The organism is Paenibacillus sp. J5C2022 (assembly GCF_025567625.1).
Classification (GTDB): domain Bacteria; phylum Bacillota; class Bacilli; order Paenibacillales; family Paenibacillaceae; genus Pristimantibacillus.
The window spans coordinates 231,619-257,298 of sequence record NZ_JAOQJC010000005.1 but is presented as its reverse complement, the minus strand read 5'-3'; the positions used below and the strand labels follow the sequence as shown (position 1 = coordinate 257,298).

At 53.1% G+C, this 25,680-nt stretch carries 31 protein-coding genes; all 31 read left to right on the top strand.

The features are described from left to right. Positions 1 to 131 precede the first annotated feature (131 nt). Complete coding sequence (gene mtrB / locus M6D81_RS06455; protein WP_262676004.1) at positions 132 to 353, top strand: trp RNA-binding attenuation protein MtrB; 222 nt, start codon at positions 132 to 134, stop codon at positions 351 to 353. Between the two features lie 190 nt (positions 354 to 543). Next, entirely contained in the window at positions 544 to 1,113 is a 570-nt protein-coding gene (locus tag M6D81_RS06450; protein ID WP_262676003.1) for a hypothetical protein, read from the top strand. A 125-nt stretch (positions 1,114 to 1,238) separates the two neighbouring features. After that, a complete protein-coding gene (locus M6D81_RS06445) occupies positions 1,239 to 2,108 on the top strand; it encodes a heptaprenyl diphosphate synthase component 1 (protein ID WP_262676002.1) in 870 nt (289 codons plus the stop codon). A 4-nt stretch (positions 2,109 to 2,112) separates the two neighbouring features. Continuing rightward, entirely contained in the window at positions 2,113 to 2,832 is a 720-nt protein-coding gene (locus M6D81_RS06440; protein WP_262676001.1) for a demethylmenaquinone methyltransferase, read from the top strand. Continuing rightward, positions 2,832 to 3,707, top strand: coding sequence for a UbiA-like polyprenyltransferase (locus M6D81_RS06435; RefSeq protein WP_262676000.1), 876 nt, complete (start codon positions 2,832 to 2,834; stop codon positions 3,705 to 3,707). The genes M6D81_RS06440 and M6D81_RS06435 overlap by 1 nt, the downstream gene beginning before the upstream one ends. After that, entirely contained in the window at positions 3,701 to 4,357 is a 657-nt protein-coding gene (locus M6D81_RS06430) for a UbiX family flavin prenyltransferase (RefSeq protein ID WP_262675999.1), read from the top strand. Before M6D81_RS06435 ends, M6D81_RS06430 begins: the two co-directional genes overlap by 7 nt. Beyond that, positions 4,320 to 5,186 carry a menaquinone biosynthesis protein gene (locus M6D81_RS06425; RefSeq protein ID WP_262675998.1) on the top strand — a complete coding sequence of 289 codons (867 nt, stop codon included), beginning with the start codon at positions 4,320 to 4,322 and terminating at the stop codon, positions 5,184 to 5,186. The genes M6D81_RS06430 and M6D81_RS06425 overlap by 38 nt, the downstream gene beginning before the upstream one ends. Next, positions 5,183 to 6,157, top strand: coding sequence for a polyprenyl synthetase family protein (locus M6D81_RS06420; protein ID WP_262675997.1), 975 nt, complete (start codon positions 5,183 to 5,185; stop codon positions 6,155 to 6,157). The genes M6D81_RS06425 and M6D81_RS06420 overlap by 4 nt, the downstream gene beginning before the upstream one ends. A 42-nt stretch (positions 6,158 to 6,199) precedes the next feature. Beyond that, a complete protein-coding gene (gene ndk / locus M6D81_RS06415; RefSeq protein WP_262675996.1) occupies positions 6,200 to 6,643 on the top strand; it encodes a nucleoside-diphosphate kinase in 444 nt (147 codons plus the stop codon). A 14-nt stretch (positions 6,644 to 6,657) separates the two neighbouring features. After that, a complete protein-coding gene (locus M6D81_RS06410; RefSeq protein WP_262675995.1) occupies positions 6,658 to 7,437 on the top strand; it encodes a CheR family methyltransferase in 780 nt (259 codons plus the stop codon). A 70-nt stretch (positions 7,438 to 7,507) separates the two neighbouring features. After that, a complete protein-coding gene (locus M6D81_RS06405; protein ID WP_262675994.1) occupies positions 7,508 to 7,690 on the top strand; it encodes a hypothetical protein in 183 nt (60 codons plus the stop codon). A 149-nt stretch (positions 7,691 to 7,839) separates the two neighbouring features. Beyond that, positions 7,840 to 9,009 (top strand): chorismate synthase, encoded by a 1,170-nt coding sequence (aroC, locus tag M6D81_RS06400; protein WP_262675993.1) that lies wholly within the window; start codon positions 7,840 to 7,842, stop codon positions 9,007 to 9,009. Position 9,010: 1 nt separating this feature from the next. Continuing rightward, entirely contained in the window at positions 9,011 to 10,114 is a 1,104-nt protein-coding gene (aroB, locus tag M6D81_RS06395; RefSeq protein WP_262675992.1) for a 3-dehydroquinate synthase, read from the top strand. Continuing rightward, the gene (gene aroH, locus M6D81_RS06390; RefSeq protein WP_262675991.1) at positions 10,111 to 10,479 is read left to right on the top strand and encodes a chorismate mutase; all 369 of its coding nucleotides are present in this window, start codon (positions 10,111 to 10,113) and stop codon (positions 10,477 to 10,479) included. The genes aroB and aroH overlap by 4 nt, the downstream gene beginning before the upstream one ends. A gap of 415 nt (positions 10,480 to 10,894) precedes the next feature. Continuing rightward, entirely contained in the window at positions 10,895 to 12,463 is a 1,569-nt protein-coding gene (gene trpE, locus M6D81_RS06385; RefSeq protein ID WP_262675990.1) for an anthranilate synthase component I, read from the top strand. 1 nt (position 12,464) lies between these two features. Next, a complete protein-coding gene (trpD, locus tag M6D81_RS06380; protein ID WP_262675989.1) occupies positions 12,465 to 13,511 on the top strand; it encodes an anthranilate phosphoribosyltransferase in 1,047 nt (348 codons plus the stop codon). Then, positions 13,501 to 14,298 carry an indole-3-glycerol phosphate synthase TrpC gene (trpC, locus tag M6D81_RS06375; RefSeq protein ID WP_262675988.1) on the top strand — a complete coding sequence of 266 codons (798 nt, stop codon included), beginning with the start codon at positions 13,501 to 13,503 and terminating at the stop codon, positions 14,296 to 14,298. Before trpD ends, trpC begins: the two co-directional genes overlap by 11 nt. Further along, positions 14,295 to 14,978 carry a phosphoribosylanthranilate isomerase gene (locus M6D81_RS06370; RefSeq protein WP_262675987.1) on the top strand — a complete coding sequence of 228 codons (684 nt, stop codon included), beginning with the start codon at positions 14,295 to 14,297 and terminating at the stop codon, positions 14,976 to 14,978. Before trpC ends, M6D81_RS06370 begins: the two co-directional genes overlap by 4 nt. Further along, positions 14,975 to 16,183 carry a tryptophan synthase subunit beta gene (gene trpB / locus M6D81_RS06365; protein WP_262675986.1) on the top strand — a complete coding sequence of 403 codons (1,209 nt, stop codon included), beginning with the start codon at positions 14,975 to 14,977 and terminating at the stop codon, positions 16,181 to 16,183. The genes M6D81_RS06370 and trpB overlap by 4 nt, the downstream gene beginning before the upstream one ends. Further along, positions 16,167 to 16,973 (top strand): tryptophan synthase subunit alpha, encoded by an 807-nt coding sequence (trpA, locus tag M6D81_RS06360; RefSeq protein ID WP_262675985.1) that lies wholly within the window; start codon positions 16,167 to 16,169, stop codon positions 16,971 to 16,973. Before trpB ends, trpA begins: the two co-directional genes overlap by 17 nt. Before the next feature lie 154 nt (positions 16,974 to 17,127). After that, positions 17,128 to 18,228, top strand: coding sequence for a histidinol-phosphate transaminase (gene hisC / locus M6D81_RS06355; protein ID WP_262675984.1), 1,101 nt, complete (start codon positions 17,128 to 17,130; stop codon positions 18,226 to 18,228). Position 18,229: 1 nt separating this feature from the next. Next, positions 18,230 to 19,321: a prephenate dehydrogenase gene (locus tag M6D81_RS06350; protein WP_262675983.1), complete on the top strand. Its 1,092-nt coding sequence runs from the start codon at positions 18,230 to 18,232 to the stop codon at positions 19,319 to 19,321. Between the two features lie 398 nt (positions 19,322 to 19,719). Further along, positions 19,720 to 20,316 carry an RNA polymerase sigma factor gene (locus tag M6D81_RS06345; RefSeq protein ID WP_262675982.1) on the top strand — a complete coding sequence of 199 codons (597 nt, stop codon included), beginning with the start codon at positions 19,720 to 19,722 and terminating at the stop codon, positions 20,314 to 20,316. Further along, positions 20,313 to 20,915: an anti-sigma factor family protein gene (locus M6D81_RS06340; RefSeq protein ID WP_262675981.1), complete on the top strand. Its 603-nt coding sequence runs from the start codon at positions 20,313 to 20,315 to the stop codon at positions 20,913 to 20,915. The genes M6D81_RS06345 and M6D81_RS06340 overlap by 4 nt, the downstream gene beginning before the upstream one ends. A gap of 41 nt (positions 20,916 to 20,956) precedes the next feature. Beyond that, a complete protein-coding gene (locus M6D81_RS06335; protein ID WP_262675980.1) occupies positions 20,957 to 21,532 on the top strand; it encodes a histidine phosphatase family protein in 576 nt (191 codons plus the stop codon). A gap of 171 nt (positions 21,533 to 21,703) precedes the next feature. Further along, a complete protein-coding gene (locus tag M6D81_RS06330) occupies positions 21,704 to 22,879 on the top strand; it encodes a hypothetical protein (RefSeq protein WP_262675979.1) in 1,176 nt (391 codons plus the stop codon). Positions 22,880 to 22,942: 63 nt separating this feature from the next. After that, on the top strand, positions 22,943 to 23,446 hold the full coding sequence (locus M6D81_RS06325; protein WP_262675978.1) for a gamma carbonic anhydrase family protein: 504 nt from the start codon (positions 22,943 to 22,945) through the stop codon (positions 23,444 to 23,446). Between the two features lie 22 nt (positions 23,447 to 23,468). Beyond that, positions 23,469 to 23,654, top strand: a complete 186-nt coding sequence (locus tag M6D81_RS06320) for an IDEAL domain-containing protein (protein WP_262675977.1) — start codon at positions 23,469 to 23,471, stop codon at positions 23,652 to 23,654. A gap of 132 nt (positions 23,655 to 23,786) precedes the next feature. After that, entirely contained in the window at positions 23,787 to 24,197 is a 411-nt protein-coding gene (locus M6D81_RS06315) for a DUF2487 family protein (RefSeq protein WP_262675976.1), read from the top strand. Positions 24,198 to 24,450: 253 nt separating this feature from the next. Continuing rightward, a complete protein-coding gene (locus M6D81_RS06310; RefSeq protein ID WP_262675975.1) occupies positions 24,451 to 24,987 on the top strand; it encodes a ubiquinol-cytochrome c reductase iron-sulfur subunit in 537 nt (178 codons plus the stop codon). A gap of 17 nt (positions 24,988 to 25,004) precedes the next feature. Continuing rightward, positions 25,005 to 25,676 carry a menaquinol-cytochrome c reductase cytochrome b subunit gene (qcrB, locus tag M6D81_RS06305; protein ID WP_262675974.1) on the top strand — a complete coding sequence of 224 codons (672 nt, stop codon included), beginning with the start codon at positions 25,005 to 25,007 and terminating at the stop codon, positions 25,674 to 25,676. Positions 25,677 to 25,680 lie beyond the last annotated feature (4 nt).

The following is a 25,680-nucleotide window of genomic DNA, read 5'->3' as shown; positions in this document are numbered from 1 at the left end:
AGTAACGTTTTTTTATTTTTATACTGGCAGCTAGAGAAATTGAAAGACGAATTGAAACGTTGCACATTGGTGGTACATCCTCTATAATTCTCAGAGACGGTTAAGCTAGCGAAGGATACGGAGGGATTAAGTTGGAACAGTCGACGAACGATTATGTTGTCATCAAGGCCAAGGATCAGGGCGTGCAGGTTATAGGGCTGACCCGGGGACAAGATACGAAATTTCATCATACAGAGAAGCTGGACAGGAATGAAGTGCTGATTTGCCAATTCACGGACCATACATCTGCTATCAAAATTAGAGGCAAAGCTGTCGTTATGACCAAATACGGTACGGTGGAAACAGATCAATAGCAATCGGGGAGAAGCAGGCGCAGCCTGCTTTTTTGTCGGAATGGGACGCCATGCATCTCCGCTGCTGAACTAGTATATTCGCGGGAGGCCGCTCGTACAATGTTGTATAGGCCCTTAACCTGTATGAGCGCATCCCAAGATGTCTACACTTGAGGTAGGGCATGAATTCCCCCCTCTGGGAGGTGTTGACATGCGCATAGCCAAATCGCTGGCTGCGGCATGCCTGGCGGCGCTCGCCGTAACCGCCGCATTGGCATGGATTCCCGATCTGCTTCAGAAACAAGCCGTTGCGCGGCATCCCGTGGCGGTGTTCCGCGAGATGCCGTTGAATCGGATAACGAATGAGAACGTGGTGGATATTCTATCCGGGGTGGAGCTGCGGGAGCGGCTTGGCAAGGTGAAGTGGAGCAGCTCGGTCCTTACCGTTGATATTGTAGCGTCCAGTCAAGGCGGAAGACCGGAGGCGTTATTCTCCGATATGGCGAAGCTGATCAGACTGTCTTACAAGCGTCTGACGAACGTAGACAGACTGCTAATTCGATTCACGGTACGAAGCGGCGGCGAGCAGCGAATAATGGCCGCAGTGGATGTGAGACAGCAGGATGGCTGGCTGGCGAATGAATCCATTCCGGCGTATATCGATCCCATTCATGATGTGAAGTGGCGCAACAGGCTGCGTCTCAGCTTTACTTCGGCGTGGGTGCAGCGATATGGGCCGGTAGAAGGCTATAGTGCCGACTCGGCCGACGATGGGCCTTGAATGCGCTAGGTTATTGCAAAAAGTTGAATAAGCTGGCCAGGTCGTATGCTCATGATCGAAGTTGTGCTATAATAGTTTAGATTATTAGGCATCGACCTTGTCATTACTGTTCGGAGGCTTCCACAATGAAAAGATACCGTATTCCTGAGATGGCAGAAAAGTATATGAAATATGACATGATACAATCTTTCACGGAGCTTCCTCCGCTGTCTGAACCCAGGCTGCGCATGCTGCATGCTGCATTGGACAGCCAGCAGTCTACGGCAAAGCACAGTGAGCTGTTCACGCTCGTTACATCGCTGGTTCAGGTCGGATTGGATACGCACGACTTAATCGACACGGACGACCAGCGACGCTCTGAACGGGAGATGCGCTCCAGGCAATTGAACGTGCTTGCCGGCGATTATTTCAGTTCACGCTTTTACCAGCTGCTGGCGCAAGCCGGGCAGGTTGAGATGATCGCACGCATTAGCGGGGCCGTAAGCGAAGTGAACCGGCTGAAGGTAACCCTGTATGCCAAGATGAGAAGCTTGAAGGTAACCGCCGAGGACTATTACAGCTACGCAGTAAGGCTGAAGAGCGGTTTATTCGAGCATTTTGCCGGCTTGCTGGAAGGCTCCGTATCGCGGCTATGGCCAGAGCTGCTTAGCGAGCTGAGCCGCTGCGAGGTGGCGTTGGACGAGATGAAGCGGACCGAGAGCTGCGAGCGATTCCAGAGCAGCTGGGGATACTGGCATATTATCCAGGTTGGTACGGACGAGGAGCGCTACAAGCTGACCAACGCATCTATGGAGAACCGATATTTGCAAGGACTCGTGGAGAAGTACGGCATCCATTCCCAGCTGCTTCAAGTGCTGAAGCAGTCGGCGGGAGCGGTCAAGGCGATCGTGAATCGAATGGAATCGGACAACCTGGTGGAGGAGATGTCCCGTATTGTCGACCACATGCTGCATTCGCTTGGCGGCCATGTACCTGCCCTAAATGAGACGAGGTGAAGTTGTGACACAATCAGGTTCAAAGGATCATGTGCATGCCCTGTTCGAGACGATCGCGCCCAAGTATGACGTGATGAACGATATTATCAGCTTCCGCAGACATAAAGCCTGGCGCAAGTACACGATGAAGAAAATGGGGATGAAGTCCGGACAGACTGCACTGGATGTGTGCTGCGGCACATGCGACTGGAGCATCGACATGGCCCGCGCGACCGGGAGCGGCGACATCGTCGCCCTTGACTTCAGCCAGAATATGCTGGACATCGGCGCAGCCAAAATTAATGATCTGCAGCTGCAAGACCGGATACGGGTGGTTCGCGGAAATGCGATGAGCCTTCCCTTCGAGGATGATTCCTTCGACTATGTCACGATCGGCTTCGGATTGCGGAATGTGCCGGATTATCTGCAGGTGCTGCAGGAAATGAGACGAGTGGTCAAGCCTGGCGGGAAAGTCGTATGTCTGGATACGTCCAAGCCGACCTGGCAGCCGTTTAAAGGGATTTATTATTTATATTTTGAACGAATCTTGCCTCTGTTCGGCAAGATGTTCGCCGGAAAGTTCAAGGAGTACAAATGGCTGCCGGATTCGCTCAAGCTGTTTCCCGACGCCAAGGAACTGAAAGAGCTGTTCCGGAAAGCCGGCCTGGAGAAAGTCGATATCAAATTGTTTTTTGGCGGAGTAGCCGCGCTTCATATGGGAACGAAAGGGAAAGAGGAAGGGTAATGATTCGCAAACTTGGCATTATACTTGAAATGATAAAATTCGAACACACCGTATTTGCCCTCCCGTTCGCTTATATGGGCGCTATTCTCGGTACGATCGTTGTGGAGGACCGCTTGCCGCTGTGGAGCGAGATCGGCTGGATTACGCTGGCCATGTTCGGTGCCAGAAGCGCCGCCATGAGCCTGAACCGGCTAATCGACAAGCGGATCGATTACAGCAACCCTAGGACGAAGAACCGCGCATTGCCGGCAGGGCTGCTTCGTTCGGCTGAAGTGCTGCTGTTCATCGTCGCTTCCTTCGCCATGCTCATTTATGCCTCGGCCCATCTGGACGACATTACAATGAAGCTGATGCCGATTGCTGTGTTCATGCTTGTGTTCTATTCCTACACGAAGCGATTCACCTGGCTATGCCATATTGTGTTAGGCTTGACGATCGGATTGTCTCCGCTGGGCGGCTGGGTGGCCGTAACGGGAGAGTTCGATGCCGCCGCTTGGGTACTGTATGTGACCGTTTCGTTGTGGATTGCGGGATTCGATATTGTCTACGCGACACAGGACCGGGACTACGACGAACGAGCAGGCCTGCACTCCATTCCCGTCCGATTCGGCATTGCCGGCGCACTATGGATCGCTCGGGCATTGCATGTTGTTACAGCTGTCGGATTCCTGGCGTTGTTCTGGATGACAGGGCTGAGCTGGGCTTACCTGTTGGGTGCGGTAATTGCGGTGTCGCTCTTGTTTTACCAGCATTATCTTGTCAAGCCGACGGATTTGTCCCGCGTTCAAGTGGCGTTCTTCGGCATGAACGGTACGTTGAGCGTCGTATTGTTCCTGTTTGTCTTATTTGACTTGCTGGTTCTTCGCCAATGGTAGAGCGCAATAGCGGGAAGCGGCGGCTAATTGTCGGCATGACGGGAGCCAGCGGGTGCATATACGGCATACGATTGATTGAAGAGCTGCTGGCCGGTGGCTGGACCGTGCATCTGGTCGTGACAGAGGCGGGCTGGCGGGTGTTGAAGGAAGAGCTCGGCTGGGAGACGGCAAGACGTGCCGCTGCGCTGGAGCGGGCGTTCGGAACGGCGCTCACCGATGGCAGTCTGCACTATCATCCCAATGGGGACATTGGCGCATCAATTGCCAGCGGCTCGTTCCGTGTGCAGGGAATGGTCATCGCACCGTGCTCGATGGGGACATTAAGCGCCATTGCGCACGGAAGCTCCAATAATCTGCTGGCGCGGGCAGCTGATGTCATGCTGAAGGAAAGGCGTCCGTTGCTTCTTATGCCGCGCGAGACGCCGCTGCACGCCATTCATCTGGAGAATATGCTGACGCTCGCCAGATTGGGCGTGCAGATCGTACCGGCTATGCCCGCCTTTTATTACAAGCCGCAATCGATGGAAGAGATGATTGATTTCCTTGTCGGCAAAGTACTGGACAGCCTAGACATCGATCATGATTTGTACAGAAGATGGGGAGATGATCAGCATGGGGCTGGGACGCCCAATTCGAATAGGGGAGATTGATTACGCCAACGCCTGGCCCCTGTTTCACGGCCTCGCGGAGCAAGGGGAATGCGGAGATGACCGCTATGAGCTGGTTGCCCGCGTACCTGCCCGGTTGAATGGATTGCTTAGCGAAGGCAAGCTGGATGTGTCGGCCATATCCTCCTTCTCCTACGGACAATATTCGGAACAGTACAGACTGCTTCCAGGATTGTCTGTGGGATCGGTCGGGAAGGTGCATTCCATCCTTCTATTCCTGAAGCAGCCTATTCACATCGCCAAGCCGAAGCGAATTGCTTTGACATCGGCATCCGCCACCTCCGTCAATCTGCTCAAAATCATTATGGCGTTAAGATTCGAATGCACACCGGATTACATCACGACCGAGCCTGTACTGGACGAGATGCTGCAGCATGCCGATGCCGCGCTGCTGATCGGCGATCCCGCCATACGCGCTTCTTGGCTGTCTCATGGCCTGTATGTGATGGATCTGGGCGAGCTATGGCACGATTGGACGGGACTCGGCATGACGTATGCCGTCGTTGCGGCAAGACGCGAAATGATTGAGAGAGAGCCGGAACTGGTGGATGCGGTATGGTCCATGCTCCTTGAGGCCAAGCGCGACAATTTGAGCCATGTGGAAGACTTGATTATGCACGCATGTACGCGCATCGGCGGCAGCCAACCTTACTGGACTACCTACTTCCGATCGCTGCAATACGATTTTGATGCACGACTTCAGGACGGCCTGTCCTTATATTTCCGATATGCAACGCAACTGGGCTTGTTGCAGCAAGAGACGAACATTGCTTTTTTTGAAGAACAATCTGCTCATAAGGTGAACGAATGAAACTATTAGATCTATACGCCAAAATGAAAGGCGATTTAAACGGCATAGAGAAGGAGCTTGAGCGCAGCGTCAGGGACGAGCATGCACTGCTTAGTGAGACGTCCTTGCATCTGCTCAAGGCGGGAGGAAAGCGTATTCGACCGGTATTTGTGCTGCTTGCAGGCAAATTCGGCGAATACAAGCTTGATGTGCTCAAAAAAGTGGCTGTGCCGCTGGAGCTGATCCATATGGCGTCGCTGGTGCATGACGATGTGATTGACGATGCCGACACCAGGCGCGGTCAGCCAACCGTCAAGTCCAAGTGGGACAATCGGATCGCCATGTATACGGGAGATTACATTCATGGCCGCGCGCTATCCGTAGCGGCGGAGCTGAAGGAGCCGTTTGTTCATCAAGTGCTGTCGAGCGCTTTGGTTCAGATGTGCATAGGCGAGATGGAACAAATCAGGGATTTCTTCAATACGGATCAGTCCGTCCGCAATTATCTGCTCAGAATCCGACGCAAGACGGCGCTCCTTATCGCAATCAGCTGCCAACTGGGAGCCGTTGCTGCCGGAGCGGAGCGCAAGACGGCGAATCAGCTCTACCGGTTCGGATACAATGTGGGCATGGCGTTCCAGATCAGGGACGATCTGCTGGACTTGTACGGTACGGAGAAAGCGATCGGCAAGCCGCCGGGCTCGGATATGAGACAAGGCAACATCACGTTGCCGGTAATTCTGGCGCTGCGTGACGAGGTCATCCGCGAACCGTTGTTGCAAGAGATTGCTACAATCCGCAAGCAAGGCTTGTATGCGGATGCGTCGCGGGCTATCGGCCTGATCAAGAAGAGCGAAGGCGGAGCTTTAGCGGATCAGCTGGCCAACCGATACATAGAGAAGGCACTTGATGCGCTGATGCAATTGCCAGCTATTCCGGCGCGAAAAAACTTGATGGACATCGCTCATTTTGTAGGCAAAAGAAATTACTAGCAAAAGATGAGAACAGAGATGCAGGAAGGAATGGATGAGGAGATGGAAAGAACTTTTCTGATGATCAAACCGGATGGCGTGCAGCGTGGCTTGATCGGAGAGATCGTGTCGCGCTTCGAGAAGAAGGGGCTGACGTTGTCCGCCGCCAAATTTATGACCGTTCCGCAAGAGCTGGCCGAAACGCACTATGCCGAGCATAAAGGGAAACCTTTTTATGAACCGCTCCTTGCCTTCATCACTTCCGGGCCGGTATTTGCCATGGTGTGGAGCGGGGACAATGTTATCGCGCTCACTCGTGCGCTGATCGGCAAGACGGATGCTCTCGCGGCCGCTCCGGGGACGATCCGCTCAGATTTTGCCGTACATACGAATTTTAATCTCATTCACGGCTCCGACTCGCCGGATAATGCGGAGAGGGAAATCGGCCTCTTCTTCAAGCCCGAAGAAATCGTAGCCTATGCGCATTCGATCCAGAAGTGGGTATAGGGGGCGGGGGATAGATGTCAGACGATCAGGATTTCATGCGGTTCGTGGAGCGGATGAAGCACAAGACAGACATTGACTTATCCCAGTATAAGGAAGCCCAGATGAAGCGAAGGTTGACCACGCTTCGTATGAAGCATGGCTATACTACCTTTGATCAGTACTGGAAGGCGTTGGAGAACGATAAAGCGCTAATGAACGAATTTCTGGATCGCATGACGATCAATGTCTCGGAGTTCTGGCGCAATCCGCAACGCTGGGAAGTATTGAAGGACCGCTTTCTGCCCGCTATGCTGAGCGCCAATGCTAACCTGAAGGTATGGAGCGCGGCTTGCTCGACGGGAGAGGAGCCTTATACGATTGCGATGATTATGGATGGACTGGGAGCGCTGCAGCGTACGAAGCTGCTGGCAACGGATCTGGACAGCAATGTGCTGCTTAAGGCGCAGCAGGGCGTTTACCTGGAACGGGCGCTTCGGGATGTGCCGCCAACATACCGCGACCGCTATTTCGTTGAGCAGCACGGAGCCTATGAGGTTAGCGACAAGCTGCGCCGCGCCATTCAATTCCGACAGCAGAATCTGCTGCATGACCGTTTCGACAGCGATTTTCATTTAATTGTTTGCCGCAATGTTATGATCTATTTTACTGAGGAAGCGAAGCATCAGCTCTATCATAAATTCGCTGCGGCTCTGAAGCCAGGCGGACTTCTGTTTGTAGGCAGTACGGAACAGATTTTTACTCCGGCCCAGTACGGATTCGAGACGGCCGACACGTTCTTCTACCGGCGAATATAGCGCACACGTATACGATTTTCCATCCATTCCTATAATAAGTCTAACAATACTGCACGGAAGGTGGATTCGTATGGACAAGCGTCAAGTGATCGCCGCTTACAAGCAGGGCATAATTACGATTCAGGAATGTGCGCAGATTCTCGGGCTGGAGAGAAGCCAATTGTCCGGACTGCTGGCCGATGCCGATTATGCAGGAGACAGTTCTCAACCGGGTGAAAGCCGTGCTCAGCGACCTTCAGCCACGTACTCGTAAGCCCTTTAACCTTGCAAGCTCCGCTGCCGCTCAATCGTGAGAATGAGTCCGGCAACGGAGCTTTTTTGTTGCCGTTTCGGGGCACCTATACTATAATGAGCAAAGATGTTTTCGGAAATAGAGGGACTTGTCGAAGGAGGAGCTTAAGCTTGAGTTTACGTTATTTAACGGCAGGCGAGACACACGGTCCTCAGCTCACAGCGATCATTGAAGGGCTGCCCAGCAATTTGCGGATAGACTTCGAGGAGCTTAACTTCCAACTGCAGCGCAGACAGAAGGGACACGGACGCGGCCGCAGAATGCAGATTGAGAAGGATGAGGCCGAGATCGTAGGCGGCGTCCGGCACGGCAAGACGACAGGAGCTCCGGTGGCGCTTATCGTCCGCAACAACGATTGGAAGCACTGGACGAAAGTGATGAATATCGAGCCGATCGAAGGCAGCGACGAGGAGAAGCGTCGCGTCCATCGTCCACGACCGGGACACGCTGATCTGAACGGCGGGCTGAAATATAATTTGAAAGATTTGCGCAATGTGCTGGAACGCTCCAGTGCGCGCGAGACGGCAGCCCGTGTTGCAGCAGGCGCGGTTGCGAAGCAATTGCTGGCGGCATTCGGCATGAAGGTGGCAGGACAAGTCATATCCATTGGCGAGATTACGGCGCCGCCGAACGATATGCCGCTTGATGAACTGATTGCCTTGACAGAGGAATCGCCCGTTCGAGTAGCCGACAAGGCCACCGAGGCGAAGATGACTGAATATATCGACAAGATCAAGGCGGAAGGGGATTCCATAGGGGGCATCGTGGAATGCATCGTCGAGGGCGTGCCGGTCGGCCTGGGCAGCCATGTGCAATGGGACCGCAAGCTGGATGGTCGAATCGCAGGCGCAGTCGTCTCCATTAACGCGTTCAAGGGCTGCGAGATTGGCATCGGCTTCAACGCGGCAAAGCTGCGCGGCTCGCAAGTGCACGACGAAATCATGTACAGCGAGGAACGGGGATACTATCGGGCGAGCAACCGGCTGGGCGGCTTCGAGGGCGGAATGACAAATGGTGAGCAAATCGTCGTAAGAGGCGTCATGAAGCCGATTCCTACACTATACAAGCCGCTGAGAAGCGTCGACATCGATACGAAGGAAGCGTTCACCGCACAAGTGGAACGCTCCGACAGCTGTGCGGTGCCGGCCGCAAGCGTCGTAATGGAGCATGTCGTAGCATGGGAAGTGGCGAAGGCGTTCCTGGAGAAGTTCGGCGGAGACTCCATGGAAGAAATTCGCGGCAACCTGAACAACTATCTAGAGCAATTGGAGAGGTATTAATATGCGCGAGTTAACAGTAGACCTTGGGGAGCGGTCATATCCTATTTATATCGGCGAAGGTCTCTTAAGAGAGGCTTCTTCTTACTTCCACCGCCATGGGATCAGTACGAAATCCCCCATAATGATTATTACGAATGAACATATTGCGGCACATTATCTGGCGCCTCTTCAAGCAGAGCTGGAAGCGGGGGGCTATAAGGTTCACAGCGAGGTTATTCCGGCCGGCGAGAGTTCGAAATCGCTCGATATGCTGGGAGAGCTGGTCGGCAAGGCGCTGGAGGCGGGGCTTGACCGCAAGTCGGCAATCGTTGCACTGGGCGGCGGCGTGGTAGGCGATCTTGCCGGCTTCGTTGCAGCATCTTATATGCGGGGGATCAAGTTCATCCAGCTTCCAACGACGATATTGGCGCATGACAGCAGTGTGGGAGGCAAGGTAGCGGTGAATCATTCGCTTGCGAAGAACATCATCGGGGCCTTTCATCAGCCCGAGTTCGTGTTATACGACTTGCGTACGCTGCAGACGCTGCCTTTGCGAGAGGTGAAAGCAGGGTTGTCGGAAGTAGTCAAGCACGGGTTGATATGGGATGCAGAGTTCGTAGATTGGTGCGAGGAGCATGCGAATGAGCTGCTGTCCCTTGACCCGGACGCGCTAGGGTATGCGCTGCACAAAGGGTGTGGCGTGAAGGCCATTGTCGTCTCGCAGGATGAGACGGAGCAAGGCTTGCGCGCAATACTGAACTTGGGCCATACGATCGGGCACGCGCTTGAGGCGGTGGCCGGCTACAACGAGCTTCTTCATGGAGAAGCTATATCGATTGGGATGGTCGGTTCTGCTCGCCTTGCAATGAAGTTCGGAGTGCCGGTCCAGGTGTACGAGCAGACGAAGCGGACCCTTGCCAAGCTGGGCTTGCCCGTTGTCTTGCCGGAGGAATTTGATGTGGACAAAGTGATGAGCGCAATGATGCATGACAAGAAATTCGCAGAAGGCACAATGGTATTCGTGCTGCCTACGGCGATCGGGCAAGTGGAGATCAGACGCGATATCCCTGTGGAATGGGTGAGAGAAGTCGTGGAGCAATTGAAACTGGAGGATGAACAACAATGAGCGTACGGGGAATACGAGGAGCTGTCACGGTCGACCGCAATGAAGCAGAACTGATTGCATCGGCAACGCTGGCCATGATGAAGGAATTGGTGGAACAGAACGAGCTGTCGCCTGCTGATCTATGCAGCGTATTGATTACGGTAACGAACGATCTGGATGAGACATTTCCGGCCCAAAGCATCAGACAGCTGCCGGGGTGGGAGCTGGTGCCGTTAATGTGTGCGCTGGAAGTGCCTGTGAAGGGGAGCCTGGAGCGGTGCATACGGGTAATGGCTCTCGTTAATACGGACAAAGGTCAGGAAGACATCAAGCATGTATATCTGGGCGGGGCCAAGGCATTGCGTCCCGATTTGTCGACGAAATAAAAATGAACATTCCTGCAAGCGGTTGACGCATCACCGTCCATGTTATATAGTAAAACGTAGATGAGATGAGAGCAGTAGGGTTATAGCCGAGTTGAGATGAGATGAGACGAGACGAGTGGAATTGAGCAGAGATGAGGCTGCGCGTGTATCGTGCAGCGGGGACTGAGCGTGTGAACTGCAGCGGCGCCTTTTTTCAGGGGTAGTCCGGCAAACTGCGGATTGATCATTTGGCATACGCATGCCGAATGACTTGCATTCGCTATCCCATTATTTCTAATCAATCCGTTAACGTTATCATCAATCCATAACAGGCTCCTGCTGCGGCAGGGGCCTTTTCTTGTTCCATACACCGCAGAAGACGCCGGCATGCCGGCATGCTCATCTTATATTGTTCAAAGGGGGTCGTTCAGGTCCAATGTTGAATCATGAGCTGCAACGAATCATTCAGTTGTCCGATACTTACAATTTAATTCCTATCGTTCGCCATGTGATGGCGGATACGGAGACGCCTATCCGATTGTTCCAGCACTTCGCCAAGGAGAAGCATGCCTTTCTGCTGGAAAGTGTGGAGGGCGGAGTGAAATGGGCCAGACATTCTTTCATCGGAACGAATCCCTTCATGATGCTGTACGGGAAGAATGGCGAGCTGATACTGGAGCATAACGGCAGCAAGACAGTATTGAAGGGGTCTCCGATCAGCGAGCTGAAGGCGAAGCTTCGTACGTTCCGGAGTCCGTCCATGACGGAGCTGCCTCCGTTCACGGGAGGAGCGATCGGATTTTTCGGATACGATCTTCTGCAATATTATGAACGGCTGCCGGCTCACCGTATAGACGATTTGAATATGAACGACATGCAATTTATGTTCTGCGACACGGTTATCGTGTTCGACCATTTCAAGCAGCAGCTGCAGCTTATCGGCAATGTGCATATCCCGGAAGGCGCGACAGATGAGTCCATCGAGATGGCGTATAACGACGCCGTAACCAAGCTGGAGGCGATGATCCTTCGCTTGCAGCAGCGCGTGGAGCCGGCGGCCGCGCCGGCCGCGGCCTTTCCTTCCGATCCCGATCTGGGCGATGTGCAATCCAATCTGACGAAAGAACAATATATGGCCAATGTAGTGAAGGCTCAGGAATATATTCGAGCGGGAGATATATTTCAAGTGGTACTGTCGCAGCGCTTCAGTATCGAGACTGAAGTCGATCCGCTGCATGTATACAGAGTATTGCGTGTTATGAACCCATCGCCGTACATGTATTACTTGAAGATGGGGGATGAAGTGATCGTAGGCACATCGCCGGAGGCCCTTGTGAAGGTGAATGGCGATCAGGTGGAGACGAGACCTATCGCCGGAACACGGCCGCGCGGGAAGACTCCGGAGGAGGACAAGGCGCTGGAGCTGGATCTGCTGGCGGACGAGAAGGAGCGCGCGGAGCATCTGATGCTGGTCGATCTTGGCCGCAACGATATCGGCAGAGTGTCGCAATTCGGAACAGTGAAGTGCGATTCCTTCATGGAGATCGAGCGATATTCTCATGTCATGCACATCGTATCCAACGTGAGCGGCAAGCTGCATCCCGAGAAGGACTTCTTCGACGCTTTCATCTCATGTCTCCCGGCCGGCACAGTGTCGGGAGCGCCCAAGCTGCGGGCAATGGAGATTATTGCGGAGCTGGAGAATGAAGCTCGCGGCGCTTATGCCGGAGCAATCGGCTATCTCGGCTTTGGCGGCAGCATGGATACTTGCATAACGATCCGAACGATTATTTTCAAGAACGGCAAGGCTTATGTGCAGAGCGGGGCGGGCATCGTATGGGATTCCGTGCCGGAGAATGAATACATGGAGACGGTCAATAAGGCGAAAGCGATGCTCAAGGCGATTCGGGCAGCGGAGCAGAGCTTCGCGACGCCGGAAGAGAAGCCGCGCAAGATATCCATTAATGCGGATTACGATGTCGTAGCGAACGGGAGGCTGGGATAAGATGAATACAATATCGATCACTATGCAGAACGCGCTTGGCAAAATTATGAGCGGCAGCAATCTGACAAGAGGCGAAGCGGCCTATGTCATGTCGCTGATCATGAATGGAGAAGCGACGAACGCCCAGATCGGAGGCATTGCTGCGGCTCTCCGGATGAAGGGAGAGTCGAGGGAAGAGATTACGGGCTTCGCGGAAGCGATGCGCACCTTCTCCAGCCGCGTGCAGACCGAACAGTCGGGACTGCTAGACACATGCGGCACGGGAGGTTCTGGCATTCATAAGTTCAATATATCTACAGCTTCCTCCATTATCGCTTCCGCTTCCGGAATCCGCGTAGCCAAGCACGGCAATCGCGCCATGTCCGGCAAGGCGGGCAGCGCAGATGTGCTCGAAGCGCTGGGCGTTCAGATCTCGCTGTCGCCGGAGCAAGCGGCCGCATGCCTGGATCGGATCGGATTGTGCTTCATGTTCGCCCAGATTTATCATCCATCGCTTCGCCACGCCGCCGCTCCTCGCCGGGAGCTTGGCGTGCGGACGATATTCAATATGCTGGGACCGTTGACGAATCCCGCTGGAGCGGACCGCCAGTTGCTGGGGCTGTATGATCGGAGCAGAACGGAGACAATAGCGGAAGTCCTTCGGGAACTGGGGCTTAAGCGAGCAATGGTCGTCAGCAGTCACGACGGTCTGGATGAGATCAGTCTATCTGCGCCTACCCAAATATCGGAGCTGAACGGCGGCGCAGTCACCACGTATGACGTAACACCGGAAGAGCTCGGCTTGAAGCGCTCGCCGATCTCGGAGGTGAGCGGCGGAGACCCTGCCAAGAACGCCGATATTATCCGCGCCATCTTCCGAGGGGAGGAAACAGGGGCTTATCGCGATATCGTGCTTGCCAACGCCGGCGCATGCATTTATATTGGGGGAGGCGCGTCTTCCCTGACAGAGGGCGTTGACTTGGCGGCATCTACAATTGATTCCGGTGCGGCAAGCGCCAAGCTGCAACAATTAATCGAGATGACAGGAGAGTTGGCCCATGTTTCTTGATCGCATAGTCGCTACGAAGCGCACCGAGGTTGAATCGCTCGGAGCGAGCTTCTCCATACAACATGTTGAATGTATCATTGCCGATCTGCCGCCGTGCAGAGGCTTTCACCGCGCGCTGACGGCTGAGGGGCGGAAGCGCCAGATGGGGCTCATCGCGGAAGTGAAGAAGGCGTCGCCTTCAAAAGGGCTCATTCGCCCGGACTTTCATCCTGTGCAACTTGCGGCGGCATATGAGGCTGCTGGGGCGGATTGCATATCCGTATTGACGGATCAACCCTATTTTCAAGGTTCCAATGCGTATCTGGAGCAAGTAAGAGCGGCAATCGGTCTGCCATTGCTGCGCAAAGACTTCACGATCGACTATCGACAAATATATGAAGCCCGTACAATCGGTGCAGATGCCGTATTGCTCATCGCAGCCATTCTGACAGATCAGCAATTGTCGGAATTTTACGATCTGGCTCATGCGCTTGGTATGGACGCGCTCGTCGAGGTGCATGACGAAGAAGAGCTGCGTCGTGTGCTGGCGTTGGACAAGGTGGAGTTGATCGGCATCAACAATCGTGATCTGCGCACGTTCGCAACGGATCTGCAGACGACGGAAAAGCTGATGGAGACGATTCCTGAGACGGTCACTGTCATTAGCGAAAGCGGCATTGCAGGCAGGGCGGATATGGATTATTTGCAAACCGTCGGTGCCGACGGAGTACTGATCGGAGAGCATTTCATGCGTCAGCCTGACGTGGGAGCTGCCGTCGAATCGCTAATGGGGCCGGTACGAGGATGACGGCGCAGTCTGAAGTGAAGGTGAAAATTTGCGGCTTGAAGGATGTTGATACGATTGAAGGAATGAACGGTCTGCCGTTTCACTACTTGGGTCTCGTATTCGCACCCAGCCGCCGGCAGGTGACTGGAAAGCAAGCCGGCAAGCTTGTGGAAGCCGCACGGAAGATCAAGGGAGCCGGAGGAAACCGCCCTCTCGTCGTCGGTGTATTCGTCGACGCATCGATTGCGCACATCGGCGAGGTACTGAACGATGCGCCACTCGATGTCGTACAGCTCCATGGTCAAGAATCTGCGGACTACATGTGCGAGCTGCGCAAGGCTTATCCGCAATTGCATATATGGAAAGTATGCTCTGTAAGCAAAGAAGAGCCAATGGAATCCGATCAAATCCTGGCAGTGCTCAGCGCATACCGCACAGCCATTGATGCGTTGCTGATTGATGCGCCGGGAGGCGGGACGGGTCAGACCTTCAACTGGGAACGGATCGAGGCATATGGTCTTGCCGCCCGTCAGCTTGGAATTCCGCTGTTCGTGGCTGGCGGACTGCAGGCGGATAATGTGGGGAAACTGCTGGAGAAGCACTCGCCCGACGGCATCGACGTGTCGAGCGGCGTGGAGATAGAAGGACGCAAGGATCTGGGAAAGATTGCATTATTTATTCGAAGGGTGATGGAGAGATGACTGTAGTGCCAGATGCAGCAGGAAGATACGGCAAGTTCGGCGGCCGATATGTGCCTGAGACGTTAATGAACGCATTGTTGGAGCTTGAAGAAGCTTATTTGCATTATGCCGGGGATGCTTCCTTCCAGGAGGAAGTGCGCACATTGCTGTACCGTTATTCCGGAAGACCGACCTCGCTCTATTATGCAGCCCGGCTGACTGAACAGCTGGGAGGCGCCAAGATTTACCTGAAGCGTGAAGACTTGAATCATACCGGGGCGCACAAGATCAACAATACGATCGGACAAGGCGTACTCGCCAAGCGGATGGGCAAGACGAAAGTGATTGCGGAGACGGGTGCGGGGCAGCATGGCGTAGCGTCGGCGACGATCGCGGCATTGCTGGGGCTGGAATGCAAGGTGTTCATGGGCGAAGAGGATATGAAGCGGCAACAGCTGAATGTATTCCGTATGAATCTGCTTGGCACGGAAGTGGTGCCCGTTACGTCCGGCACGCGGACGCTCAAGGACGCCTGCAACGAAACGCTTCGCTACTGGGTGAGCCATGTGACGGATACCTATTATATTCTGGGCTCGGTAACGGGGCCGCATCCATATCCCATGATGGTGCGCGATTTCCAGCGGATTATCGGCGACGAGGCAAGGAAGCAGATTCTGGAGGAAGAAGGCAGATTGCCGGATTACGTCGTCGCGGCAGTCGGCGGCGGAAGCAATGCGATGGGCATCTTCTATCCATTCGTGAAGGATGACGGCGTCAAGCTGCTGGGGGTTGAGGCTGCCGGTAGAGGCGTCGATACGCAGGAGCATGCGGCGACGATGACGAAGGGAACGCATGGCGTATTCCAGGGGTCACTGAGCTACGTGCTGCAAGACGAGCACGGACAAGTGCTGCCGGCGCACTCCATCTCCGCCGGTCTGGACTATCCCGGCATCGGGCCGGAGCACTCCTACTTGAAGGATTCAGGCCGGGCGCAGTATGTGCCTATTACGGACGCTGAGGCGCTGGATGCGCTGCAGCTGTTGTCGCGTACGGAAGGCATTATACCGGCACTGGAGTCGGCGCATGCGATCGCCGAAACGATCAAGCTGGCGCCGACGCTGAATAAGGACCAGATCGTCATCGTGAATCTGTCCGGGCGCGGCGACAAAGATGTGGAAGCCATCATGGGCTACTTGGGAGGTGCGGCCAATGAATCAGATCGATAAAGTATTCGCAGAGCTTAAGGCGGCAGGGAAGACGGCGCTCATTCCGTTCATCTCGGTGGGCGATCCGGATCTGGATACAACAGTTGACATCGTCAAGGCGCTGGAGCAAGCGGGAGCCGATATCATTGAGCTTGGGGTGCCATATTCCGATCCGCTTGCGGATGGACCCGTCATTCAGAAGGCATCGGAGCGGGCTCTGCGCAACAAGGTGACGCTGCTTGACTGCATCAATGTCGCGGAGCGGCTTCAGGACGAAGGCGTACGGATGCCGCTTATCTTATTCACGTATTACAATCCTGTGCTTCAGTACGGGCCTGAGAGCTTCTTCGAGCTTGTCGCGAGCAAAGGAATTAGCGGCATGATCATACCCGACTTGCCGATCGAGGAGAGTGAGAGCGTGCTGCCGCTGGCGGATGCCGCCGGGGTTCACCTGATTCCTCTGGTTGCCCCTGTGTCGCGGGAGCGTGTCGTCCGCATTGCCGAGAACGCAAGAGGATTCGTCTATTGCGTGTCATCGCTTGGCGTTACGGGCGTTCGTTCAGAGTTCCACAGCGGCATTGACGAATTTCTGTCTACCGTTCGGGAGGCGACGGATCGTCCGATCGCAGTCGGATTCGGCATATCAAGCCGTGAACAGGTCGTCAGATTCCAGCAGCAGTGCGATGGCGTTATCGTCGGAAGCGCCATCGTGCGCAAGATTGAAGAGTCGATTCCGCTGCTTCAGTCGCCCGGGACGAAGGAGCAAGGCATATCGGAAATCGCCCAGTTTGTAGCATCACTGAAAGTATAATAGTTCATTGAGGAAGAGCTTTCCCGAAGAGCAGATGGGAGGCTCTTCCTTCTTTCTTGCAAATTCTCTTTCAAACCAGTATCAGATATGAGACAATAGAGCGATAGAAACGGTAGTTTCACATTGATATAGAGATGAGAGAGAGGATATGTCTATGCGGCCAAAAAGCAACATTGTTCATCTTCCCGTCTATCAGCCGGGCAAGCCGGTAGAAGATGTGAAGAGAGAGCTGGGTCTTAGTGAAGTGATTAAGCTGGCGTCCAATGAGAATCCTTACGGGTGCTCCAGTAAAGTAAGAGAAGCGGTGATGGAGGAGATCGAACGTTCCAGCATTTATCCCGACGGCGCCAGCATCGAGCTGACAGATGCGTTGGCGGGCAAGCTGGGCGTCGATACGCGGAGCGTCATATTCGGTTCCGGCTCCAGCGAGATTATTCTGATGATCGCCAGAGCGTTCCTGGCCCCCGGGGACGAGACGATTATGGCGGATGAGACCTTCTCCCAATACAAGCACAACGCAGAGATCGAGAATGCCCATATTATTGAAGTTCCGTTAAAGGAAGGCGTACATGACTTGCCGGCAATGCTGGATAAGGTTACCGACCGGACGAAGGTGCTGTGGATATGCAATCCCAACAATCCTACCGGAACCATCGTCAAGCATGACGAGCTGACAGCATTCATGAAGGCCGTGCCCGAGCATGTCCTTGTCGTGCTGGACGAAGCATATGGCGAATACATTGACGATCCGGCATACAGCAATGGCGTAAAGATGCTGAAGGAGTGCCGCAATCTTGTCGTCTTGCGGACGTTCTCCAAAATATATGGACTTGCCGCGCTGCGCATCGGATACGGTGTCGGACATCCTGACGTCATTCATTTCATTAATCAGGTCAGGGAGCCATTCAATACGACACGCGTCGCACAGGCGGCGGCGAAAGCTTCGCTTGCGGACGACCAGTTTGTAGCGGGCTGCCGCACCGATAACAGGCAGGGGCTGGAATACATGTGTGAGAAGTTCGATGAACTCGGCCTGAACTACTTCCCGGCATACGGCAACTTTATTATGGTGGATGTCAAACGCCCTTCCCAGGAAGTATTCCAGAGCTTGTTGCAGAACGGTGTCATCGTTCGGCCTCGCTGGGCGCATTATCCTTCGTACATTCGCGTATCCGTCGGTACACCGGAGCAGAATGAGAAGTTTATCGCCGCATTGGAGCAAGTATTGCAGGAAGCGGCGGTGCAGAATAGCTAACATGATGAAAGTATCGATTTTCGGTGTCGGTTTAATAGGCGGTTCAATAGCATTATGTTTAAAGGACAAGCCCGGCATTAAAGTTGTGGGCTACTCTCCTCGTCTCTCGTCGGCTGAGAAATACGTCCAGAGAGGCGTAGTGGATGAGGCTACGACTTCCGTGGAGGAAGCGGCCGCAGATGCGGACTTTATATTCCTGTGCGTTCCGGTTGGCCATATGGACGAATACCTTCGGCAGCTCAGCAGCTGCAAGCTGAAGAAGGGCTGCATTGTGACGGATGTCGGCAGCACGAAAGCTTCAGTCATGCATAGTGCTGCGGCGCTGAAACAGGAGGGCGTCACATTCATCGGAGGTCATCCTATGGCCGGGTCGGAGCGAACAGGCGTTGAGGCCGCTTCCTACCATCTGCTGGAGAACGCCTTCTATGTGCTCACTCCTGCGCCAAGCGCAGCGGAAGAATCGGTGCAAGCGCTGGAGCAGCTGCTGTCCCATACAAGGGCGAATATCGTAACGGTTGAAGCGGAGCTTCATGACGATATTGTAGGTGCCATTAGCCACTTGCCCCATATTATCGCCGTTGCCCTTGTCAACCAGGTGCGCCTGTACAACGAGAGCAACGGCTTGTATGAAGCTCTTGCAGCAGGCGGCTTCCGCGATATTACACGGATCGCCTCGGGTGATCCCGCCTTGTGGCGCGATATATTGCTGGATAATCGGGACGTACTGCTGAAGCATCTGAAGGATTGGAATAGCGGTATCGAGGAATTCGTGCGCATGCTGGAGCAAGGCGACGGCGACGGCATATCGGAAGCGTTCCGATTGGCGGGGGAATTCCGCGGCAAGATGCCGGAACGAAGGAAAGGCATGATTCATTCCATCTACGATTGCTATGTGGACGTTCCGGATCATCCCGGCATTATAGGCAACATTGCAAGCGAGCTGGGCAACAACCGGATTAACTTGAGCAATATCCAGATTATAGAGAGCAGAATGGATGTACCCGGCGTGCTGCGGCTAAGCTTTCGCAACCAGGAGTACTTGGATATGGCCATCGAGCTGCTCCGGAGCAAAGGTTATACCGTATCGACTTGATCAAGGCTGTTTAACCCCGCGTCAATCGGCTGGTGCGGGGTTTTAATTTTTTCTGTTGACAAAATGGAAGCGTATACATATAATAAAAGTACAGTATGGTTTCTCTCCACTCCTATCCAATATCTGCAGCGCTCGGCATGAGCGCTAACCACTCATATGAGTGGTCTTTTTTTTGTTCTTTTTTCGACTCAGTATAATTATGTATTTTGTTGATGAAAAAGGAATATTATCCTTTTTGTCGAAATGGGAAGGAATTTGCACATCGAACACGAATAGTATACTACTCGTGTTTTTTTCTTTTTTTAAATAAAAGACCGCAACTTTTTGCTTCCCGTTCAGTACAATGTTACAACAAAAGTACGGGGAGCGATTGTGCAGGTGGAGGAGGTTCGCCTGTCATGACGGATTCCCAGTTAATACGTGAGATAAAGGATGGCAATGTCGAGCTTTACTCGGAGCTTATGCAGCGATATCAGAGGAAGATCATGGCTTTCATTTATCATATGTTGAAGAGTGCGAAGCTGGAGCAGATGTCGGAGGACCTCTGTTCCGAGACGTTCTACAAAGCTTATCGCAGCCTGCATTCCTTCCGCGAGATGGATGCTTCCTTCTCAACTTGGTTATATACGATTGCCCGGAACACGGTGCTAAGCGAGCTTCGCAAGGTGAAAGCGATCAACGTCTCGCTGGAAGACGTCGGATTCGAGCCGCCGGAATCTGACGAGCTGGCTCCCGAAGCGCATGCGCTGCGCAACGAACGGATGGCGCTCGTCAGACAGGCCATTAACCGGTTGCCGGAGAAGCAGCGATCAGCCCTGATTCTTCGTGAATATGACCAGCTCGACTATCAAGAGATCGCAACCATATTGGGGCAGACGGTCAGTTCTGTCAAGTCGCTGTTGTTCCGCGCAAGGACAAGTGTGAAAGATCAGCTTGAGCCTTACTTCGGAGCTGCGTCGGAGACGGAACAATTCGAGAGGATGAATACACGATGAAATGTACGGAAGCGCAGCAGAGGTTAAGTGAATACTGGGACTTGAAGGAGGACGATGAAGAGCGTGCGGCTGTCGATTCTCATCTGACGCATTGTGCTGCATGTCGTGAGGAATTCGAAATATGGGAAGCAAGCCGGCGGCTTATTCAGGACTCTTCCGTACATGCGGAGACATTCGGCTCCCTGGAAGGGATGAACCGGAATGTGATGGAGAGAATATATGCCAGCACATCACTCATGTCCGTGCCGACCAAGAGCTACAAGTTCACGAAGGCGTTCAAGCGCAATATTTCAATTGTAATCGCAGCGTGTATGGCGATGTTTGCCTGTGCCTTGTTTGTATTTGTTTTCGACGGCAAGGATGCTGAGCAGCCGGTTAAACTAAGCGAGTTGTCCGGTCTGATGGAGACGGCCAACGCCTCTACGGCGGGAGCGGTCGTGAAAGCCTCCCTCTATGCCGAAATACCCGTTGCCAGTATTAGCGACCCGGTAGTGCTGGAGGTTGTCCCCGCATTTCCTCATTATTATATCGCTCTCTCCTTGATTGGATTAATCTTATGCTTGCTGGTATTGAATTGGCTGGCAAGAACGAGAAACTAGGCGGCGGATGGCTTCATAAGCGATGAAAGAGGAGAATGTTGATGTTAATCGGATTTGTCAGACACGGACAGACAGACTGGAATGCGAATGGCATTATTCAGGGACAGACGGATATCCCATTGAATAAGGAAGGATTTCGGCAAGCGAAGGCTGTAGCAGATCGGCTGTCGGAGGATGAGCGAATATGGGATTATGTCATCTCCAGCGATTTGCGGCGTGCGCGAGCGACTGCGGAAGAAATCGCAAGCGCATTGCATATACCGCTGATGGCGCCCGCGACGGCGCTTCGCGAACGGCATTTCGGACAAGCGGAAGGCACGACGGAGTCGGAACGTATCGCCAGATGGGGGCCGAATTGGCGCAAGCTTGACCTGGGCATTGAGACTTCGGAGCAGATTGTCGAGCGAGGTAGACGCTTATTGGACGGATTGGACCGTGAAGCCGGGAATGTCCTTATCGTTACGCACGGCAGCTTCATAGCCGAGATGCTGCTCTCGTTATGTCCGAGGCTGCAGGACGAGCGACTAGGTAATGTATCATATTCTATATTACAACGGGTTGAGGAGGGCTGGGGGCCGCTCCTTCATAATTGTACGAAGCACTTGAACGAACAGTAGAGTTCTTCATTAGAGGGTCAGCTTTCATCCGGAGGTCTTCGGATAAGCTGGCCCTCTTCGCATTTGATCATTCCCCGATACGTATGAAAACCGTGAAATTTCCCATAATGGTAGTAACACCTTCGATTGAAGTAATAGCTTCTTGCCCAACATAACGGAAAGGAGAGAGCTATGAATTTATCGGATATGCTAGGATATGCGGATATTGGACAGCTTACGCGAATTGCGAATGCTTATTCATGCGAGTGCAGCAGCAATTCCAAGAACGAACTGATCCAAGCGATACTGACAACGATGGGACGAAACGACGTATTCGAGAGACAAGTGCATGATATGAAGCTGGAAGACTTGCGATTTCTCAATTCGCTATTGTTCGATACGAGAGAGTCGTACAGTCTGGAGGACCTGGTGGCACGGGTTCAGCAGAGCAGATTTGGATTGGAACAGAAGACGGATGCCGATGCAGCGACAGGCACGGCATCGAAGACGAAGTCTCGCAAGAGCAAGCGTAAAGTGGATGCCAAGCAGGAGCCGCCCAGTCCAAGAGAAATGATTCTCCGCTTCAAGCATCAAGGGTGGCTGTTCAACGGCTTTACAGGTCCCGGAAAGTATTTGTTTCAAGTACCTAACGACCTGAAGGGGAGATTCCAGGAAGTGATGAAGCGCAGGTTGGCTTCACAGCTTCACTATATGGAAGAGCCTCCTCTCTACCGGGATGAACAGCACTTGCTGGGGAGCGACGTGAAATCATTGCTGCATTACGCCTGCCAGAATCATGTGCAGCTGTCCGCAGATGGTTCCATGTATAAGAGGCACATTCAAGCATTGCTAGACCGATTAAGCGTGCAGGAGACGCTCCCTCTGAAGGGAGCATGGAGATTCGGATACGGGCGGCATTTCAATCATTATCCTAATCGCCTTTCCTTTCTGTACGATTATTGCTATTACTCCGGCTACTTGCGCGAGAACCATGAGACGCTGGAGGTTACGGCAGAAGGCTTGGAACGCATCTCGGCTTCTCCCGTGCTGGAGGAAGAGCGCATGTATCAGTACTGGCTGAAGCTCTATAAGGGACCGATTCCCAATCTGCTCTCGCTCGTGCATTGGATTCATGCACTGGCAACGGAGTGGGTAACCTTCCTATCGATCAAGGAAGCGCTGGAGCCGTTCATTAAGCCGTATTACTACGACAATGCCTCATCCATACTGGAAGTGCGGGTGTTGACGATGATGATGCATCTGGGCTTGCTGCGGATAGGGGAGCACCCTCAGCATGGAACGGTCATACGCATGACCAGATGGGGCGATGCGGTTGTCTCCAGCGGGGTAGTCTCCGCGCAGCGATAAAGATTGACTTTCGACGGCAGCCTTGTTAGAATCTCCCCGACTAATGAAGGGAGAGATGGCGATATGCTGTTGCCTTACAAAGGGATAGTGCCGGCAGTTCATTCCGATTGCTATATTGCTGAAGGAGCGAAAGTGATCGGAGAAGTATCAATCGGAGCAAAGAGCACGGTATGGTTCAACGCAGTGCTCAGAGGCGATCTGGCGCCTATCGTAATCGGCCATAGCTGCAACATTCAGGATGGAGTTGTCGGGCATGTGAACACGGATCAGCCGCTGCTGCTGGGGGATGAAGTATCTGTCGGCCACAGCGCGATCATTCATGGCTGCTCGATAGGCAAGGGCACATTGATCGGAATGGGGGCAATCGTACTGAACGGCGCCGACATCGGTGAATATGCTTTAATAGGAGCCGGATCGATTGTGACAGAGAACAAAAAAATTCCTTCCTATACGCTTTCTCTCGGAACACCTGCCAAAGTCGTAAGAGAATTGACAGAGGATGATTTGCAGCGAATGAAATGGACGATGGAGAGCTATGTGACGAAAGGGATTGAATATAGGAGCTAACGCCGCTATGGAGGTGTATCCTATGGACAAAATGAAAATCACATACGAGGCAATGCTCGGCTTGTTCGCCGAGATGGTACTGGATGAAGCCATTCAAAAGTATCAATCGGAACAGTTGAACGCTGCCATCGACAAGGCGCTTGCTGCCGGGGACGAGGATACGTTCTATTCTCTAACCAAACAATTGAATGAGCTTCACAAAGACTGAAAAAAGCTTCCGATTGCCAGGCTGAGAACAGCATCTGTTCAAATCCTTCTGGCAATTGGAAGCTTTCTTTTGTACAATGCAATAAGCAGAAATACTTAATGCTGCGATTGATTGAGTATTGGAGGAATTGGAATGAAGTTCAGCGAGATCGAACAGGACAAATGGCAGGAGCTGGCTCCGTATCTGGATACATGTCTGCTGCCTGTGACAGGAATGACGGGGCAGGAGTCCCCGCCTGAGGCAACAGCCTGTCTGGAACGGCTGAGGGATATGATGGATATGGTAGAGATGCCGTTCAAGGGCAGAGTCGTAACGTACCCTGCTTGCCATTATTGGAGCGATGGACCGGAGTACAGCAAGATGCTGGCGAGGTGGTGCGAAGCGCTGCGAGGTGCAGGATTTACATATGTCATTGTCTTGACGGCGAATGGCTCCCTGGAGCTGGCGTGCGAAGCAGCGGATCTCGTCTTGAGTCCGACTGCGGAAGGAGCGCTGCCTGAGCAAAGTGAAGTGTCTGCCGTCATAAGAGCGCTATGGAGTTGAATTTGTGACATGAAACTGGAAGGGAACTGAATAATTGCCATCCTTTTGGGGGAAAACATAACCCATAGAAGGTCAAATGTGACAAAATGACAACAAATTAATGAACGCGATTTCCATAATGACGCAAATATCCAGCCATATTCTTGACGCTCCCAAGCACCTAGGCTATTATAAGTTATGTCCTAGTTCGTAATGTGTTTTTGCCATGCGGCAAAACAGAAGAGATGGTTGGCAAAGGGGGTTGGAACAGATAATGAGTAACCATGAACAACATGATGCGGCACATCGGCCAGCACAGCGCAAAGAAATGTCCCGGCGTCAGTTTTTGTCCTACACGCTCGGCGGCACGACGGCCTTCATGATGGGCGGCGCGGTATTGCCGATGGTTCGCTTTGCAGTTGACCCTCTGCTGATGAAGAAAGGCGAGGGCACTTTCGTGAAGGTTGTGGAAGAAAGCAAAATTACGACCGAACCGTTGGAAGTGAAGTTCAAGATCCATCAAATTGACGGATGGTATGAGAGCGAGCCCGAGCTGGTCGCTTGGATTTCGAAGGATGCGCAAGGCAACATTTTTGCTTTGTCGCCAGTGTGCAAACATTTGGGCTGTACGATCTTCTGGAATACCAAGGGGCACAACGAGTACGATTGTCCTTGTCACGACGCCCGTTATTCCAAAGACGGCAAAAACATCGCAGTTGCCAATGCGCCGCTGGATGAATATGAAGTCGAAGTGAACAAAGAAAACGGATTCGTTTATTTGGGACCACTGAAGCCAAATTCTAGAGTGTAAGGAGGGCGTATTTTCAGATGTTTAAAACCGTATACAACTGGATCGATGAACGTCTTGACATTACGCCGTTATGGAGAGATGTAGCCGATCATGAAGTGCCTGAGCACGTTAACCCGGCCCATCACTTCTCTGCATTCGTATATTGCTTCGGCGGCTTGACGTTTTTCATCACCATTATTCAGATTCTATCCGGCATGTTCCTGACCATGTATTACGTACCGGATATTATTAACGCTTATGCAAGCGTTGACTTCCTGCAGCATCAGGTTGCCTTCGGACAGATCGTCAGAGGCATGCATCATTTTGGGGCAAGCCTTGTCATCGTCATGATGTTCCTACATACGCTGCGCGTCTTCTTTACCGGATCCTACAAGGCTCCGCGTGAGATGAACTGGGTAGTCGGGATGTTGATATTCTTCATTATGCTTGGCCTAGGCTTCACAGGATACCTGCTGCCATGGGACAACAAAGCTTACTACGCAACTAAAGTAGGGGTTGAGATTGCAGCATCCGTACCTTACATCGGATCGTATATCGCCGATTTCCTGTACGGCGGCGATATCGTAGGCGCACAGACATTGACTCGCTTCTTCGCGATTCATGTGTTCTTCTTGCCTGGCGCTCTAATTGCGCTGCTGGCAGCGCACTTCCTGATGATTCGGAAGCAAGGCATTTCAGGACCACTATAAGCGA